Below are 16,746 nucleotides of genomic sequence, written 5' to 3' on the forward strand. Positions count from 1 at the left end.
GCTCATGAGGGCAACCTACCGACGGGGACCGACGGTTCTACTCGGCGGAGAACGCGGCGTCGAAGGCCGCGGCGGGCGGCGTGATGGCGTTCATCCTGCGGATGTAGGCCAGCGCCTCGGGAGCGCCGTCGAGCCGGTCCATCCCGGCGTCCTCCCACTCGATCGAGATGGGCCCCGTGTAGCCGATCGAGTTCAGCGCCCTGAAGCACTCCTCCCACGGCACGTCGCCGCGTCCCGTCGAGACGAAGTCCCAGCCACGCCGCAGGTCCGCCCACGCCAGGTGGGACGACAGGCGGCCGCGGCGGCCGTCGCCGACGCGCACGCGGGTGTCCTTGCAGTCGACGTGGTAGATCCGGTCGGCGAAGTCGAGGATGAACCCGACGGGGTCGAGGTCCTGCCACACCATGTGCGAAGGATCCCAGTTGAGGCCGAAGGCGGGCCGGTGCCCGATCGCCTCCAGCGTCTTCTGCGTGGTCACGTAGTCGTAGGCGATCTCCGAGGGGTGCACCTCGTGCGCGAAGCGGACCCCCACCTCGTCGAAGACGTCGAGGATGGGATTCCAGCGGTCGGCGAAGTCCTGGTAGCCGGCCTCGATCATCGACGCGGGCACCGGCGGGAACATCGCCACCGTGTGCCAGATGGACGACCCCGTGAACCCGACGACCGTGTCGACGCCCAGCAGGGCCGCGGCGCGGGCGGTGTTCTTCAGCTCCTCGGCCGCCGCCTGCCGTACCGACTCGGGGTCGCCGGAGCCCCAGACGCGCGCGGGCAGGATCGCCTGGTGGCGGGCGTCGATGGGGTGGTCGCAGACGGCCTGGCCGACGAGGTGGTTGGAGATCGCCCACACGTTGAGGCCGTACTTCTCCAGCTGCGCCTTCTTGCCCGTGACGTAGGAGGGATCGGAGACGGCCTGGTCCACGTCGAAGTGGTCGCCCCAGCAGGCGATCTCGAGGCCGTCGTAGCCCCACTCGGCCGCCAGCCTGCACACCTCGTCGAAGGGCAGGTCGGCCCACTGCCCGGTGAACAGCGTGATGGGTCTCATGCGATCTCCTTGTAACCGCCCGAAGCGGCGCTCTCCTCGACGGCCGCCAGCACCCGTTGCACCCGCAGCCCGTCGGCGAACGAGGGAGAGGGGTCGGTTCCGTTGCCGACCGCCTCGAGGAAGTCCTTGATCTCGTGCGTGAACGTGTGCTCGTAGCCGAGGCCGTGCCCCGGCGGCCACCACGCGCCCACGTAGGGGTGGTCGGGCTCGGTGACGAGAATCCGCCGGAAGCCCGAGTCGCCCGAGGACACCCACAGCTCGTTCATCGCCTCGAAGTCGAAGGCCAGGCTGCCGAGCGAGCCGTTGATCTCCAGCCGCAGCGCGTTCTTGCGCCCCGTGGCCATCCTGGTGGCCTCGAACGAGGCCAGCGCCCCGCCCGACATCCGCCCGATGAACAGCGCCGCGTCGTCGACGGTGACCGTCCCCTTCTCCGAGGTACGGCTGCCGCCCAGCCCCGCCGACCCGGACGCCAGCGGCCGTTCCTTGATGAACGTCTCGGTCAGCGCCGAGACCCCGACGACCGCCTGCCCCGTGACCCACTGGGCGGTGTCGATGATGTGCGCCCCGATGTCGCCCAGCGCCCCCGAGCCCGCCTTGTCCCGCTGCAGCCGCCAGACCAGCGGGAAGCCGGGATCGACGATCCAGTCCTGCAGGTACTGCGCCCTGACGTGCCTGATCTGCCCGAGCTCGCCCGCCGCGACCATGCGCTGCGCCAGCGCGATGGCGGGCACGCGCCGGTAGTTGAAGGCGACCATCGACCTGCCCGGCGAGGCCGCGGCCGCCGCCACCATCGCCTCGGCCTCGGCGACGGTGTTGGCCAGCGGCTTCTCGCAGATGACGTGCTTGCCCGCCTGGAGCGCCGCGATCGCGATCTCGGCGTGGGAGTCGCCCGGCGTGCAGATGTCCACGATCTGCACGTCGTCGCGGTTGACCAGCTCCTTCCAGTCGGTCTCGACCGCGGCCCACCCCATCCTGGCCGCCGCGTCGGTGGCCGCCTCGAGCGACCTGCCGGACAGCGCGGCCATGACGGGCGTCACCGGCAGGTCGAAGAAGGCGGCCACGTTGCGCCAGGCCTGGGAGTGGACGCGTCCCATGAACGCGTAGCCGACCAGACCGACGCCGATGGTCGTTTGTGTCATCAGGATTCGAACCCCAGTGGTAGGTAAGTCTGCACGTTCTCCTTCGTGATGGTCTCCGAAGCGAGCGTGATCGACTGCGGAACCTGGTTCTCCACGAGGTCGCTCATGCCCTTTCCCTGGGCTATCAACCGTGCCAGCTTGATGGCGGAGGAGGCCATCGTCGGGCTGTAGGTGACGGTCGCCTCCAGCACCGAGCCGCCCGACTGGATCTCCCGCATGGCGTTGGCCGATCCGGCGCCGCCCACCATGAAGAACTCGCTCCTGCCCGCCTCCTTGATCGCCGCGAGCACGCCCACGCCCTGGTCGTCGTCGTGGTTCCACAGCGCGTCGATCTTCTTGTGCGCCTGCAGCAGGTTGGCCGCGACCTTGTTGCCCGTCTCGACGGTGAACTGCGCGTCCTGCTTGGCCGTGACGCTGAAGCCGTAGGACTTGAGCGCGTCGGCGAAGCCCTTGCTGCGGTCCTGGGTGAGCGGCAGCGTCGCGATGCCCTGGATCTCGACGATCACGGGGTTGGCGACGCCCTTGTCCTTGAGCTTCTTGCCGACGTAGTGGCCGGCCGCGACGCCCATGCCGTAGTTGTCGCCGCCGATCCAGGTCCGGTAGGCGAGCTTGTCGGGGAAGACCCTGTCGAGGTTCACGACCGGGATGCCCGCCGCGGTGGCCTGCAGCGCGATCTGGTTCAGCTGCTGGCCGTCGTTGGGCAGGATGACCAGCGCGTTCACCTTCGCCGCGATCAACGACTCGACGGCCGAGATCTGCGCGTTGATGTCGTTGGTCGGCTCGACGGGCTTGAACTCCACGTCGGTGTACTGCTTCGCGGCGGCCTCGGCGTTCTTCGCGATGGCCGCGATCCACCCGTGGTCGGCGGCGGGCGCGGAGAAGCCGATGACGACCTTCTCGCCTGGCTGGTCGTTGCCGCCGGTGGCGGGCGCGGGCGCGGGCGCGGTGTTCTGCCCGGGCGGCTGGGCGGCGGGCTGGTTGCTGGTGCAGGCGGCGGTGGCCAGCAGGACGGCCCCGCCCACTCCCCCGGCCAGGAACCCTCTGCGCGCGACGTTCTCGGTCATGTTGCTCTCTCCTTGAGGTTCCGCCGCTGGAGAAGGACGGCGACGACGATGATCAGGCCCTTGGCGACCAGCTGGTCGCTGGTGTTGAGCCCGTTGAGGATGAACAGGTTGGTGATCAACGTGAAGATGAGCAGGCCGAGGATGGAGCCGATGATCGTGCCCCGTCCTCCGGTGAGCAGGGTGCCGCCGATGATGACCGCGGCGATCGCGTCCAGCTCGTAGAGGTCTCCGTGGGTGGACGAGCCCGTGGTGGTCCTCGCCATGATCAGGATGGCGGCGACCCCGCAGCAGAACCCGGACAGGGCGTACAGCAGCATCGTGTGCCTGCGCACGTCGATTCCCGCGAGCCGGGCGGCCTCCGGGTTGCCGCCGACCGCATAGGTGCGACGGCCGAAGGTGGTGCGGTTGAGCACCACCCAGCCGGCCGCGACGACCAGCGCGAAGATGTAGACCAGCAGCGGGATGCCGAGCACCCTGGTGGTCGAGAGCGCGACGACCGCCTCGTTGCCCTGCTGGATGAGCTGGGTCTTGCGATCCGACATCCGCTGGGCGAGGCCGCGCGCGGCGACCAGCATGGCGAGGGTGGCGATGAAGGGCACCATTCGCCCGTAGGCGATCAGCAGGCCGTTGACCAGGCCGGCGCCGGTGCCGACGAGGATCGCGCAGACCGCCATGATGAACGGGCCGAACGCCTGGGTGGCGAGCGTGGTCGCCCACACCGAGGCCAGTGCCATGATCGCGCCGACGGACAGGTCGATGCCACCGCCGATGATCACGAAGGTCATGCCGACGGTGATCACGCCGATGGTGGCGGCCAGCGACAGGATGCTGACCAGGTTCGCGGCGGTGGCGAAGTTATCGGGCACGGTCACCAGCCCGACGATGGCCAGCAGCACCAGCGCGGCCACCAGCCCGAGATGCCTGGCCTCGCCGAAGCGCCGCCCGGCCAGCGAAAGGACCCCGTTCATCAGGCCGCACTCCCTTCCATGATCATGTCCAGGACGGCGTGTTCGTCCAGGTCGCCCGCCGCGCCTTCGTGGATGACGCGGCCCTCGCGGACCACCAGCACGCGGTCGGCCAGGCCCAGCACCTCGGGCACCTCGCTGGAGACCAGCAGCACCCCGATCCCGTCGTCGGCCAGCTTCCTGATGACCGCGTAGAGCTCGGCTCTCGCTCCCACGTCCACTCCTCGGGTGGGTTCGTCGAGCAGGAGCAGCTTGCGGCCGTTCAGCAACCATCTGGCCAGCACCGCCTTCTGCTGGTTGCCGCCGGAGAGTGTCTTGATCGGCCGCCCCGGGTCGGGCGGCCTGATGTCGAGGGTCCGGACGAGCTGCCTGGCCTCGGCGTCCTCGCGGGCCCGGTCGAGCCAGCCGAACCTGGCGTAGCGGTCGAGGCTGCCCAGTGTGATGTTGGCCGTCACGCTCTGGTCCAGCAGGAGCGCCTGGGCCTTGCGTTCCTCGGGGGCCAGGCCCATGCCGCGCCGTACCGCCCTGGTGGTGGACCTGGCGACGGGCGCGCCTTCGAGCAGGACCTTGCCGGAGGCGCGGCGCGCGCCGTACACGGCCTCGAGGATCTCCGACCGGCCCGAGCCGACCAGACCGGCCAGCCCGACGATCTCGCCGGCCCGCACCGAGAAGGAGACGCCGGTGAAGACGCCCGGCGCGGTGAGGTCCTCGACGCGCAGGACCTCGGCGCCGGGGGCGACACCGGAGCGCGGGGGGAAGACGTACTCCACGTTGCGGCCGGTCATCAGGGAGACGATCCGCGAGGTCGGGGTGTCGCAGGCGGGCAGGCCGACGGCGACCGTCCTGCCGTCCTTGAGCACGGTGACCCGGTCGCCGATCTCCCTGATCTCCTCGAGCCGGTGGGAGATGTAGACGACGGCCACGTCGTGCGCGGTGAGCTCCCTGATGATGCGGAAGAGGTTGGCGACCTCGTCGTGGGCCAGCGCGGCGGACGGCTCGTCCATGACGATCACGCGGGCGTCGTGGGAGAGGGCGCGGGCCATCGAGACGACCTGCTTGGCGGCCGGGGAGAGCCTGCCGACCTCGGTGGACGGCCTGATCTCGGGGTGGCCGAGCCGGGTGAGGATGGCCGTGGCCGTGCTCTTCAGCGCCTTGCGGCGGGTGAAGCCGAGGCGGGTGGGCTCGTGGCCGAGCAGGATGTTCTCCGCCACGCTGAGCCCGTCGACCAGGTCGAGTTCCTGGTACATGGTGGCGACGCCGAGCCTGATGGCGTCGACGGGGCTGCTGGGCGCGATGGTCTCGCCGTTGAGCTCGATGCTCCCCTCGTCGGGCCGATGGACGCCGGCGAGCACCTTGATGAGCGTGGACTTGCCCGCGCCGTTCTGGCCGAGCAGGCAGTGCACCTCGCCCGCGCGCACGTCGAGGTCCACCCCGTCCAGCGCCCGTACGCCGGGGAACTGCTTGACGATGCCTCTCATGATCAGCATGTGACGATCCGATTGATGTTGTCGGGTGCGAGGTAGTGCTCGATGGCCAGCGTCCCCGCGCCCAGCGCGGCGGCGTCGACCCCGGTACGGCTCGGCACGATGACCAGGTCATGGGTGGCCAGCGGGAGCGAGCGGCGATAGACGGTCTCGCGGACGCCGGCCAGCAGGTGTTCGTGCACCCTGGCCAGCACGCCGCCGATGACGATGACCTCCGGGTTGAAGAAGTTGACCAGTCCGGCGAGAACCTCGCCGATGAGCCGCCCCGCCTCCCTGACCAGGCGGAGCGCGTGAGGGTTGCCGTTCTGGACGAGGGTGACCACGTCGGAGCCCGTCTCGGCGGTGAAGCCCAGGTCGGCGAGCCGGTGCGCGAGGGCGTCTCCGCCCGCCACCGCCTCCAGGCAGGCGGTGTTGCCGCAGTGGCAGAACGCCTGGTCGTGGCCGCTGACCCGGATGTGCCCGATGTCGCCGGCCGAGCCCTGCGCGCCCCTGTGCAGCCCGCCGCCCGCGACGATCCCGCAGCCGATGCCGGTGCCCACCTTGACGAACAGCAGGTGTGCCACCTCGGGGAAGGCGTTCCTGTGCTCGCCCAGCGCCATCACGTTGACGTCGTTGTCGACCAGGATCATGGTGGCGAAGCGGTCGGGGATGGGGTAGCCGTTCCAGCCCGGCATGATCGGCGGGTTGTTCGGCCGGCCCGTGGCGAACTCCACGGGTCCTGGCACGCCGAGCCCCATCGCCCTGAGCGCCGTGGGCGGGCGGCCCGCTCCTTCGAGCAGCGCGTGGATGCGTCGCTCCACGTGGGAGAGGACGGTCTCGGGGCCGTCGGCGATGCGGATCGGGTCCTCGGCCGCCGCGATGACGCGCCCGGTGAGGTCCATGAGGGCGATCCTGCAGTGGGTCGCGCCGAGATCGACGCCCGCGACCGCGTGGTCCTCGGTGTGCAGGCGCAACTGCCGCGCGGGACGGCCGCCCGTGGAGTCGCCGCCCGGTGTCTCCTCGACGAGGCCGCGCTCGATGAGCGCGTCGACCCGCTGGGAGATGGTGGACCTGGCGAGGCCCGTGATCCTGGCGAGGTCCGACCGTGTGGTGGCCGAGCCGCTGCCGATCAGCGTCAGAACATCGCCCGGCGAGCCGGGGACGTCACCCGTCATGCCGCGACGATAAGAGCCTACTTATGTCGAAATCAAGAGATCTTCGGCCCGTGATCGGACTGATATCTCCAATCCTTCGGACGATCATCGAACAAAGTTGGGTCTTGACCGACAAAACGGGCGGGACGCACAGTGCGATCTATGACTGAGTTAGTGCGCAGGCTCGGACTCAACCGGCGTCAGTTCCTCGGCGTGTCCACCGGAGTGCTGGCCGCCACGGCGCTCCCCGCCTCGGGAGGTGGCGTGCTCGTTCCCCCGGCCAAACGCGGCATCATCCTCTACACCGTCCGTGACGCCATCGGCCGAGACCCGGCCTCCACTCCCCTGCCCTCCGGCTTCCGCCGCGTCTTCGAGGAACTGGCCAGGATCGGCTACAAGCAGGTCGAGTTCGCCGGGTACGGCCAGCACCGCGACGCCGAGGGCGGCGCGAGCCTCGAAACGCTCGACGGCGCCCGCCTGCTGCGCCGGTGGCTGGACGACAACGGCCTGCAGGCCGAGGGCAACCACGGCTTCATCCCCGGCTCGTGGCCGCTCACCCAGCCCGACCTCGACCGCTTCAAGTTCCACCTGGAGCTGGCCAACATCCTCGGCCTCGGCCACATGGGCACCGGCGGCGACCCGACGGGCAGCCCGTACAAGGCCGACTGGGATGTCGCCGCCGAGAAGTGGAACGCGCTCGGGCAGATCGCCGCCGACGCGGGCATCAAGCTCTACACCCACAACCACGACGCCGCCTACGGCTTCCTGCTCGACAGCGGGCCCCTCGACGCGCTCGGCCGGCCGACCCGTTCGTCAGGCGTGCGCAAGCTGGAGTACTTCCTGTCGGTCAGCGACCCCGGCCTGGTCTGGCTGGAGATGGACATCTTCTGGGCGCACGTCGCCAAGCACCGGTTCCACACCTACACCGCAGCCGACGGCTCCCCGCAGACCGACGTCTTCGACCCGCTGGCCGTCGTCCAGGCCCAGCCCAAGCGCTTCCCCCTGTTCCACGCCAAGGACGGCAGGGCCAACCCCGCCTCGGGCAACGGCTACGACATGGTCCCCTTCGGCCAGGGCGACATCGACTACCAGGCGTTCTTCTCCGGGATGGGCGCCAAGGGCTACCACAACCCGATGTACGAGCAGGACAACGCCCCCGGCGGCGCGGCCGACCCGGGACGGTCGCTCCGCTTCGCCGACGTCAGTTACGACCACATGGCGTCCCTGCGGGACTGACCGGCGCCGGGGACCACCTCCTGGCGGCGGTGGTCCCCGAAGGCAAGGTCAGAGCATCGCCTTCATCGAGTCGGCCGCCGTCAGCACGTACGGCTGCTCGGTCATGATCGCGTCCCAGTTGGCCGCGATCGCTTCGGGCGACAGGTCGTCGGTCTTCCACCCGGGCCCCTCGGCCACGAACACCCTCGCCACCTTCCCGCCGCCGACGCTGAACACCTCGCCCGAGGCCTCGCACGAGTCGTGCGCCAGGAAGGCCACCAGCGCGCTGACGCGCTCGGCCGTGAACTTCGCCTCGAACTCGGCCGGCAGCAGCGCCTCGGTCATCCGCGTCCACGCGATGGGCGCGATGGCGTTGGCCTTGATGCCGCTGCGCGCGCCCTCGATGGCCAGGGTCTTGGTCAGCCCGACCAGGCCCATCTTGGCCGTGGAGTAGTTGGCCTGGCCGAAGTTGCCGAACAGCCCCGCGGGCGAGGAGGTGTTGACGATGCGGCCGTAGCCCTGCTCCTTGAGGTAGGGGTAGGCGGCCTGGCTGACCAGGTACGAGCCGCGCACGTGCACCGCGAGCACCGCGTCGAACTCCTCGACCGTCATCTTCCCGAACGACTTGTCGCGCAGGATGCCCGCGTTGTTGACGACGATGTCGACCCTGCCGAACGCGTCGACCGCCGACTGGACGATCGCCTTCGCGCCCTCGGGGGTGGCGACGTTGTCGGCGTTCGCGACCGCCTGACCGCCGTTCTTCCTGATCAGCTCGACGACCTCGGCCGCGGGGCCCGTCGACGCGCCCGTGCCGTCGAGCGCCCCACCGAGGTCGTTGACCACGACCTGGGCGCCGCGCTCGGCCAGGAGGAGCGCGTGCGAGCGGCCGAGGCCGTGCCCGGCGCCCGTGATGATGGCGACCTTTCCGTCGAACCGCAGCATGCGAACCCTCCACCTAGGAGAACAACATTCTAGTAAGGCACAATATCCCGATGAAGCCGTCGCGGACAGTGATCAGCCAGCCGGATTTCTGCTAGAGTTCTTGACCCCGCTAGGGCGGCGGTCAACGACGACACCCCTCCCTGTAACGGCCCCGCCCACCATCCGGGCTGGAGGCTCTGCATGCCCACACAGCCGCCCCTCCGCGTGATCCAGTGGGCCACTGGCACCGTCGGCCGCTACGCGCTGCGCAGCGTGCTGAGCAGACCGGAGTTCGAACTCGCGGGTGTCCTGGTCTACGACCCCGACAAGGTGGGCGTGGACGCGGGCGAGCTGGTCGGCAGGCCCCCCGCCGGCGTCACCTGCACCGACGACGTCGAGCGGATCATGGCGCTCGACGCCGACTGCGTGCTGCACATGCCGCTGCCCGCCTCCTACTTCGGGCGCGACCAGGCCTCCGACGTCGAGACGATCTGCGCGCTGCTCTCCTCGGGCAAGAACGTGATCACCACGACCGGCTTCGTCTATCCCCGCTCGTACGGCCCCGGCATCGTCGAACGGCTCGAGCAGGCCTGCAAGCAGGGCGGCAGCTCCCTCCACGGCACCGGCATCAACCCCGGCTTCATGAGCGACTTCCTGCCGCTGGCCCTCACCGGGCTGTCGAACAGGGTCGACCACATCTACGTGCGCGAGTCCTCCGACTTCCGCGGCCATCCCTCCAGGCAGATCGTGATCGACCTGGTCGGCTTCACCCGGTCGGCCAAGGACTACACCGCGGCGGTAAGGCCGTACCGGGCCTTCCAGCGCGCGCTCTTCGCCGAGAGCGTGCAGCTCGTGGCCGACGCGCTCGACGTGCGTCTCGACGAGGTGGAGGAGAGCGACGAGTTCGAGCTGGCGACGGAGGAGTTCGAGATCGCGGCCGGGCTGGTGCGCGAGGGCACGGTCTGTGCCTCCCGCTGGGTCTTTTCCGGGCTGGTGCGCGGACGCCCGTTCATGACCGTCGAGTGCGTCTACAAGGCCGACTCGACCAGGGTGCGCCGCTGGCCCGACCCCGGGTTCGCCATCCACATCGAGGGCGTGCCGCAGATGACGGTGACCGTGGACGATGTCTCGCACGGGCTCGCCGCGGCCGCGGCCCGCGCCGTCAACAACATCCCCGCCCTGTGCGCGGCCCCTCCGGGCATCCGCACCATGCTCGACCTGCCGGTCGCCACCGGCCGCCACACCGTCACCCGCCATTGACACTTTCCCGACTAGTTTTACATGGAATGCCAGCGGTCCGCCTCTCCCCGCGTCCGGCGCAGCCGCCCCTTCGCCTCCAGCCACACCAGGTGGGCGAGGGTCTCGTTGTTCGCCGCGCGGCGCATGAACGGCTGGATCGTCTCCCACGGCCGCGACCAGGTGAGCCTGGTCGCGATGTCCCAGCAGGTGACGCCGTCGTGCGCGGCCGCCACGCCGACGATCTCCTCGAGCCTGTCCTCGTGGTGGCCGATCACGTGGTCCACGCGCTCGGCCAGCTCCTTGAAGCGGTACTCGTGCGCCGGCAGCACCTCGTCCACCTCGAACTTGCGCACCGCGACCAGCGCCTCGAGATAGTCGGCCAGCGGGTTGGGCGCCGACTGCGGGTGCACCGCCACCATCGGAGTGATCTTGGCGAGCACGTGGTCGCCGGAGAACAGCACCCTGCGCGACTCCGACACGAAGCACAGGTGGCCGGGCGAGTGCCCGGGCGTCCACACCGCACGCAGGTCCCAGCCGCCCAGGTCGAGCCGGTCGCCGTCCTCCACCAGCCGGTCGGGCTTGGCCATGGTCACCATGTGCCTGATCATCATCGACGCGCCCGCCAGGGTGTCGAGCACGGTCTGCGGCACCCCCGACCGCACCAGGAGCGCCCGCTCCTGCTGCACCAGCGTCTCGACGTAGTCGTCGTCGTACCGGTCGCGCAGCAGGCGGGCGTCGGCGGGGTGGAGGGCGATCCACGCACCGGAGACCTCGCGGACGCGCCCCGCGAGGCCGTAGTGGTCGGGGTGGATGTGGGTGACCAGCACCGCCTTGACGTCGGTGATCGCGTATCCCGCGACGGCCAGCCCCGCCACGAGCGCGTCGTACGCCTCGTCGGTGTTCCATCCCGCGTCGACGATCGCCACGCCGTCCGGCAGTTCGAGCGCGTAGACCAGCACGTAGCGCAGCGGGTTGATCGGAATGGGCACCGGGATCGACCACAGGCCCGGCCGGACCCTCTCGACCTCGGGGAGCGTTCCACCGAGCCAGGCGGCCCGCTGGGCCTCGTTCGCCGCTGTCACCACAAACTTCGACATTTCGCCATTGTTCCAGAACCATATTCTGGCAACCATGTTCTGGCAGGGTCCACCGGTCTGGGACGCCCGCCTAGAATTGCCCGCGTGCTGCGCTGAGCCAGGCTCGCGACCCTGGCGACACTGGGCCTGACCGTGCTGGCGAGCCTCGTCATGCCCGGCATCGGGCTGTTGCGCGAACCCGAGCCCGTGCGGGTCGTCCTCGGCGCGCCCGGCATCGCGCTGTTCGCCGCCGCCCAGTCGGGCGTGCTCTACGCGGCGGTCACTCCTTCGGCGAACCCGGGCGTCCACCGCCGGCTGTTCGCCGCCGCGACCGCGGCCTCCGTCCCGCTCGCGGGGCCGCTGGGCCGCCGTCGACGCCGCGCTGGCCCATCGGCCGGACGTGGCCGTGGTCGACCTGGAGATGCCCGCCCTCGACGGGCTGGCGGTCAGCGCCGAGCTGGCCGCGGCGCTGCCGTCGTGCAAGGTGGTCATCCTGACCGGGTACGGCAAGCCGCCGCTGCTCAAGCGGGCCCTCGACGCGGGCGCGAAGGGCTTCCTGCCGAAGGGTTCACCCGGCGGCGCGCTGGCCGAGGTGATCAGGCGGGTCCACGCGGGAGGGCGCTACGTCGACCCCGCGCTGGCCGCCGACGCGCTGACCGCGCCCGAGTGCCCGCTGACGCCGCGCGAGCTCGAGGTGCTTCGGCTGGCGGAGTTCGACACGCCGGTGGCGGTGATCGCCCGCCGTACCCACCTGTCCGGCGGCACGGTCCGCAACTACCTGGCGGCGGTGGTCGCCAAGCTCGGGGTCTCGAGCCGGGCCGAGGCGTTCAGCCTGGCCCGCGAGCACGGCTGGCTGTAGGGCGTTCCACGCCAGGGGCACGGGTCCCGCTCAGGCGGCCGGCGCGGTCGTCATACGCTGGACACATGCTAGACGACATCACCGTTGATCCCTCTGTCACCGCGCTGCGGCCCGACTTCGCCGTCCTCGCCATCACCGCGCACGGCCTGCGCAACGGCCCGACCGACGACAGGTCGCGCGGCTGGCTGGCCGGGGCCCGGCCGGTGCCGAACGACCACGAGAAGCTGGAGTCGTGGCGGGAGGCCTACCGGGCGTTCGGCGCGAAGCCGTCGCGGACGCGGCCCTCGGTGGACGCGCTCTCACGCAGGCTGCCGCTGCCCGAGATCAACCAGGTCGTCGACGCCTACAACGCCATCAGCGTCAAGCACGTGCTGCCCATCGGCGGCGAGGACCTCAACCGGTACCAGGGCCCGGCGCGTCTGGTGCGGGCCGTGGGCGACGAGCCGTCCGAGGAGGCGCTCGGCACGCCGGAGCCCGGCGAGGTCGTCTGGCGCGACGACCTCGGCGTCACCTGCCGCCGGTGGAACTGGCGCCAGGTGGCGCGCACCAGGATCACGGAGGAGACCACCGACGCACTCTTCCTCCTGGAGCGCCTGGAGCCGTTCTCCCTGGAGGAGCTCAAGGTGGCCGGGGAGGAACTGGCCGACCTGCTGACCGAGATCACCCCGGAGGTGCGCATAGTGACGAGACTCATTGTTAGCGGGACGTAAAACTCCCGCCAGAGTGTTGATACCGAATGGTAACAATGACTGCACCCCCATGATTGACTAGGGAGGCGTGACCACTTTGGACTGTCCTGAGAGGATCAGGCGAAGTGGCCCCGCCTCACGGGCGCACGTTGCCGGTCTGGGCGAGTAGCCTTGGACAGGTTCTCTATCATCAACGCCGATCTGCGGAAGAGGGCGATTTCCGCCGTGTCGTCTGAGTCGTCGCGGACAAACCCGCTGGCAAGCTTCGGTCAGAACGAATGGCTTGTCGACGAGCTGTACCAGAAATACCTCCAGGACCCCGAGTCTGTTGACAAGGCCTGGTGGAACTTCTTCGCTGACTACAACCCTGACTATGGACCGGGCCGAACCCCGGCCAGGGAGGCGGCGAACGGCACAGCGACCGCGCCCGCCCCCACCGCTCCGAAGGCCGCCGTGACCACCACCGCAACCGAGAAGCCCAAGGTCTCCACCCCCGTGCCCGCCGGCGCAGAAGAGGTCAAGCTGCGCGGCGCCGCAGCGCGCACGGCGGCCAACATGGATTCCTCGCTCACCGTGCCCACCGCCACCAGCGTCAGGGCCATCCCCGCCAAGCTGCTCATCGACAACCGCATCGTGATCAACAATCACCTCGCGCGCGGTCGTGGTGGCAAGGTCTCCTTCACGCACCTGATCGGCTACGCGATCGTCAAGGCGCTGAAGGCCATGCCGGAGATGAACTACTCCTACACCGAGGTCGACGGCAAGCCGACGCTGATCAAGCCTGAGCACATCGGCCTGGGCCTGGCGATCGACGTGCAGAAGAGCAGCGGCGAGCGCCAGCTCCTCGTGCCGTCCATCAAGGCGGCCGAGGACATGGACTTCCGGCAGTTCTGGATGGCCTACGAGGACATCGTCCGCAAGGCCCGCTCCGGCAAGCTGGGCGTCGACGACTTCACCGGCACCACGATCTCGCTGACCAACCCCGGCACGATCGGCACGGTCCACTCCGTGCCGCGTCTCATGCCCGGGCAGGGGACGATCATCGGCGTCGGCGCGATGGAGTACCCGGCCGAGTACCAGGGCGCCTCGCCCGACACGCTCTCGCGCCTGGCCGTCTCCAAGGTCATGACGCTCACCAGCACCTACGACCACCGGATCATCCAGGGCGCCCAGTCGGGCGACTTCCTGCGCACGATCCACCGGCTGCTGCTGGGCGAGGACGGCTTCTACGACGAGATCTTCGAGGCGCTGCGGATCCCCTACGAGCCCGTTCGCTGGACCCAGGACGTCTCCGCCTCCCACGACGACGACGTCGCCAAGTCCGCGCGCGTGATCGAGCTGATCCACGCCTACCGGGTCCGCGGCCACCTCATGGCCGAGACCGACCCGCTGGAGTACAAGCAGCGCAAGCACCCCGACCTCGACATCCAGTCGCACGGCCTCACGCTGTGGGACCTGGAGCGCGAGTTCGCCACCGGCGGTTTCGGCGGCCGTCCGCTGATGAAGCTGCGCGAGATCCTGGGCGTGCTGCGCGACTCCTACTGCCGCACGGTCGGCATCGAGTACATGCACATCCAGAACCCCGAGGAGCGGGCCTGGATCCAGGCGCGGGTGGAGAAGGCGCACGCCAAGCCCGACCGCGAGGAGCAGCTGCACGTCCTCGCGCGGCTCAACACGGCCGAGGCGTTCGAGACCTTCCTGCAGACGAAGTTCGTCGGCCAGAAGCGGTTCTCGCTCGAGGGCGGCGAGTCCCTCATCCCGCTGCTCGACTCGGTCATCAGCGAGGCGGCGGGCGAGGACCTCGACGAGGTCGTCATCGGCATGGCCCACCGCGGCAGGCTCAACGTGCTGGCCAACATCGTGGGCAAGTCCTACGGCCAGATCTTCGGCGAGTTCGAGGGCAACATCGACCCGCGCACCGCGCACGGCTCCGGCGACGTGAAGTACCACCTGGGCGCCAGCGGCACCTTCACCGCGCCGAACGGCAAGACCATCATCTCCTCCGTGGTCGCCAACCCCTCCCACCTGGAGGCGGTCGACCCGGTCCTCGAGGGCGTCGTGCGCGCCAAGCAGGACCTGCTGGAGCGCGGCGAGGAGGGCTTCTCGGTCCTGCCCGTGCTCGTCCACGGCGACGCGGCCTTCGCGGGCCAGGGCGTGGTGGCCGAGACGCTCAACCTGTCGCAGCTGCGCGGCTACCGCACCGGCGGCACCGTGCACATCGTGGTCAACAACCAGGTCGGCTTCACCACCTCGCCCGCCTCCTCCAGGAGCTCGGTCTACGCGACCGACGTGGCGCGGATGATCCAGGCACCGATCTTCCACGTCAACGGCGACGACCCCGAGGCCGTCGTCCGCGTCGGCAGGCTGGCCTACGAGTACCGCCAGACCTTCCGCAAGGACGTCGTCATCGACATGGTCTGCTACCGCCGTCGCGGCCACAACGAGGGCGACAACCCGGCCTACACGCAGCCGCTGATGTACGACATCATCGACGCCAAGCGCTCGACCAGGAAGCTCTACACCGAGGCCCTGATCGGCCGCGGCGACATCACGGTCGAGGAGGCCGAGTCGGCGCTGCGCGACTACCAGGCCAAGCTCGAGCAGGCCTTCACCGAGGTCCGCGAGGCGGCCAAGCACCCCGCCGACTCCGGCGAGCTGCAGGTGCCCGCCACCGAGGTGGTCAAGTGGTCGCACGCCGACACGCCCACGGCGATCACCGACGAGACGCTCAAGCGCGTCGTCGACACGCAGCTCAACCTGCCCGAGGGCTTCACCCCGCACCCGCGGCTCGCGCCGATCATCCAGCGGCGCGGTCAGATGGTCGAGCAGGACGCCATCGACTGGGGCATGGGCGAGACCATCGCCTTCGGCTCGCTGCTGATCGACGGTCACCCCGTCCGCCTCGTCGGCCAGGACTCCCGCCGCGGCACGTTCGTCCAGCGCCACGCGGTGCTGGTCGACCGGCTCACCGGTGAGGACCACACCCCGCTCAAGGCCTTCAACCAGGACACCACGAAGTTCTACGTCTACGACTCGCTGCTGAGCGAGTACGCGGCGCTGGGCTTCGAGTACGGCTACAGCGTGGTCAGGCCCGACGCGCTGGTGGCGTGGGAGGCCCAGTTCGGCGACTTCGTCAACGGCGCCCAGACGATCATCGACGAGTTCATCTCGTCCGGTGAGCAGAAGTGGGGCCAGAAGTCCGGCGTCGTGATGCTGCTGCCGCACGGCTACGAGGGTCAGGGCCCCGACCACTCCTCGGCCCGCATCGAGCGCTTCCTGCAGGTCTGCGCGCTCGACAACATGACCGTCGCCCAGCCGACCACCCCTGCCAACTACTTCCACCTGCTGCGCTGGCAGGTGCAGTCGGGCAGGCACAAGCCGCTGGTGGTCTTCACGCCGAAGTCGCTGCTACGCCACAAGAAGGCGACGTCGAAGGCCGTCGAGTTCACCGCGGGCACCTTCCAGCCCGTCATCGGCGACACCACGGTCGACCCCGGCAAGGTCACCAATGTCGTGCTGTGCTCGGGCAAGGTCTACTACGACCTGATCGCGGCCCGCGAGAAGTCGCCGGCCGCCGAGAACACCGCGATCGTCCGCCTCGAGCGGCTCTACCCGTTCCCCGAGGACGAGCTCAACGCCGAGCTCGCCCGCTACGGCTCCACTGTGGAGCTGGTCTGGGCGCAGGACGAGCCGGTCAACATGGGGCCGTGGCCGTACCTCACGCTGAAGCTGGCGGAGAACCCCGACCTGTTCGGCGGCCGCCGCCTGCGCAGGGTCTCCCGCACCGCCAACAGCTCCCCCGCGACCGGCTCGCACGCCGCTCATGACAGGGAGCTGGAGGAGATCCAGCACGCGCTGTTCGGCTGACAGATCGAAGAACGCCCCGGCCTTTGACAGGCCGGGGCGTTCCGCTTTCCCTG

At 69.8% G+C, this 16,746-nt stretch carries 13 protein-coding genes and 1 pseudogene; 6 read left to right on the plus strand and 8 right to left on the minus strand.

The window, feature by feature from the left end:
• Nucleotides 1-37: 37 nt before the first annotated feature.
• From H4W81_RS29175 to H4W81_RS29200, 6 genes are read right to left on the minus strand one after another with little or no spacing between them, the layout of a single operon-like run.
• Nucleotides 38-1,042 (minus strand): sugar phosphate isomerase/epimerase family protein, encoded by a 1,005-nt coding sequence (locus tag H4W81_RS29175; RefSeq protein ID WP_192777751.1) that lies wholly within the window; start codon nt 1,040-1,042, stop codon nt 38-40.
• Nucleotides 1,039-2,181, minus strand: coding sequence for a Gfo/Idh/MocA family protein (locus H4W81_RS29180; RefSeq protein WP_192777752.1), 1,143 nt, complete (start codon nt 2,179-2,181; stop codon nt 1,039-1,041). Before H4W81_RS29180 ends, H4W81_RS29175 begins: the two co-directional genes overlap by 4 nt.
• Nucleotides 2,181-3,245 carry a substrate-binding domain-containing protein gene (locus H4W81_RS29185; RefSeq protein ID WP_192777753.1) on the minus strand — a complete coding sequence of 355 codons (1,065 nt, stop codon included), beginning with the start codon at nt 3,243-3,245 and terminating at the stop codon, nt 2,181-2,183. The genes H4W81_RS29180 and H4W81_RS29185 overlap by 1 nt, the downstream gene beginning before the upstream one ends.
• Complete coding sequence (locus tag H4W81_RS29190) at nt 3,242-4,213, minus strand: ABC transporter permease (protein ID WP_192777754.1); 972 nt, start codon at nt 4,211-4,213, stop codon at nt 3,242-3,244. Before H4W81_RS29190 ends, H4W81_RS29185 begins: the two co-directional genes overlap by 4 nt.
• Nucleotides 4,213-5,697: a sugar ABC transporter ATP-binding protein gene (locus H4W81_RS29195; protein ID WP_192777755.1), complete on the minus strand. Its 1,485-nt coding sequence runs from the start codon at nt 5,695-5,697 to the stop codon at nt 4,213-4,215. The genes H4W81_RS29190 and H4W81_RS29195 overlap by 1 nt, the downstream gene beginning before the upstream one ends.
• The gene (locus H4W81_RS29200) at nt 5,691-6,848 is read right to left on the minus strand and encodes an ROK family transcriptional regulator (protein WP_192777756.1); all 1,158 of its coding nucleotides are present in this window, start codon (nt 6,846-6,848) and stop codon (nt 5,691-5,693) included. The genes H4W81_RS29195 and H4W81_RS29200 overlap by 7 nt, the downstream gene beginning before the upstream one ends.
• A gap of 141 nt (nt 6,849-6,989) precedes the next feature.
• Between H4W81_RS29200 and H4W81_RS29205 the strand changes: the two genes are divergently transcribed.
• A complete protein-coding gene (locus tag H4W81_RS29205) occupies nt 6,990-8,063 on the plus strand; it encodes a sugar phosphate isomerase/epimerase family protein (protein ID WP_192777757.1) in 1,074 nt (357 codons plus the stop codon).
• 48 nt (nt 8,064-8,111) lie between these two features.
• On the opposite strand, the gene H4W81_RS29210 is transcribed toward H4W81_RS29205, so the two are convergent.
• Nucleotides 8,112-8,984: an SDR family oxidoreductase gene (locus H4W81_RS29210; protein ID WP_192777758.1), complete on the minus strand. Its 873-nt coding sequence runs from the start codon at nt 8,982-8,984 to the stop codon at nt 8,112-8,114.
• A gap of 180 nt (nt 8,985-9,164) precedes the next feature.
• Here H4W81_RS29210 and H4W81_RS29215 point away from each other — a divergent pair, with 180 nt between their 5' ends.
• Nucleotides 9,165-10,223, plus strand: a complete 1,059-nt coding sequence (locus H4W81_RS29215; protein WP_192777759.1) for an NAD(P)H-dependent amine dehydrogenase family protein — start codon at nt 9,165-9,167, stop codon at nt 10,221-10,223.
• A gap of 17 nt (nt 10,224-10,240) precedes the next feature.
• Here the strand turns inward: H4W81_RS29215 and H4W81_RS29220 are convergent, their stop codons facing one another.
• Complete coding sequence (locus H4W81_RS29220; protein ID WP_192777760.1) at nt 10,241-11,299, minus strand: MBL fold metallo-hydrolase; 1,059 nt, start codon at nt 11,297-11,299, stop codon at nt 10,241-10,243.
• 358 nt (nt 11,300-11,657) lie between these two features.
• Here H4W81_RS29220 and H4W81_RS48835 point away from each other — a divergent pair.
• The 4 genes and pseudogenes from H4W81_RS48835 to H4W81_RS29235 form a co-directional block, all read left to right on the plus strand.
• Nucleotides 11,658-11,864 (plus strand): annotated as a pseudogene (locus tag H4W81_RS48835) (response regulator); the annotation flags it as partial.
• 6 nt (nt 11,865-11,870) lie between these two features.
• Complete coding sequence (locus tag H4W81_RS48840) at nt 11,871-12,137, plus strand: response regulator transcription factor (RefSeq protein ID WP_318782517.1); 267 nt, start codon at nt 11,871-11,873, stop codon at nt 12,135-12,137.
• Between the two features lie 65 nt (nt 12,138-12,202).
• Nucleotides 12,203-12,847 carry a B3/B4 domain-containing protein gene (locus H4W81_RS29230; RefSeq protein WP_192777761.1) on the plus strand — a complete coding sequence of 215 codons (645 nt, stop codon included), beginning with the start codon at nt 12,203-12,205 and terminating at the stop codon, nt 12,845-12,847.
• A 204-nt stretch (nt 12,848-13,051) separates the two neighbouring features.
• Nucleotides 13,052-16,693 (plus strand): multifunctional oxoglutarate decarboxylase/oxoglutarate dehydrogenase thiamine pyrophosphate-binding subunit/dihydrolipoyllysine-residue succinyltransferase subunit, encoded by a 3,642-nt coding sequence (locus H4W81_RS29235; protein WP_192777762.1) that lies wholly within the window; start codon nt 13,052-13,054, stop codon nt 16,691-16,693.
• Nucleotides 16,694-16,746 lie beyond the last annotated feature (53 nt).

The organism is Nonomuraea africana, assembly GCF_014873535.1.
GTDB classification, from domain to species: Bacteria; Actinomycetota; Actinomycetes; order Streptosporangiales; family Streptosporangiaceae; genus Nonomuraea; species Nonomuraea africana.

Coding starts and splice junctions, on each gene's coding strand:
- H4W81_RS29175 (WP_192777751.1), bottom strand. CDS start 1,042: ATGAGACCCATCACGCTGTTCACCGGGCAGTGGGCCGACCTGCCCTTC.
- H4W81_RS29180 (WP_192777752.1), bottom strand. CDS start 2,181: ATGACACAAACGACCATCGGCGTCGGTCTGGTCGGCTACGCGTTCATG.
- H4W81_RS29185 (WP_192777753.1), bottom strand. CDS start 3,245: ATGACCGAGAACGTCGCGCGCAGAGGGTTCCTGGCCGGGGGAGTGGGC.
- H4W81_RS29190 (WP_192777754.1), bottom strand. CDS start 4,213: ATGAACGGGGTCCTTTCGCTGGCCGGGCGGCGCTTCGGCGAGGCCAGG.
- H4W81_RS29195 (WP_192777755.1), bottom strand. CDS start 5,697: ATGCTGATCATGAGAGGCATCGTCAAGCAGTTCCCCGGCGTACGGGCG.
- H4W81_RS29200 (WP_192777756.1), bottom strand. CDS start 6,848: ATGACGGGTGACGTCCCCGGCTCGCCGGGCGATGTTCTGACGCTGATC.
- H4W81_RS29205 (WP_192777757.1), top strand. CDS start 6,990: ATGACTGAGTTAGTGCGCAGGCTCGGACTCAACCGGCGTCAGTTCCTC.
- H4W81_RS29210 (WP_192777758.1), bottom strand. CDS start 8,984: ATGCTGCGGTTCGACGGAAAGGTCGCCATCATCACGGGCGCCGGGCAC.
- H4W81_RS29215 (WP_192777759.1), top strand. CDS start 9,165: ATGCCCACACAGCCGCCCCTCCGCGTGATCCAGTGGGCCACTGGCACC.
- H4W81_RS29220 (WP_192777760.1), bottom strand. CDS start 11,299: ATGTCGAAGTTTGTGGTGACAGCGGCGAACGAGGCCCAGCGGGCCGCC.
- H4W81_RS29230 (WP_192777761.1), top strand. CDS start 12,203: ATGCTAGACGACATCACCGTTGATCCCTCTGTCACCGCGCTGCGGCCC.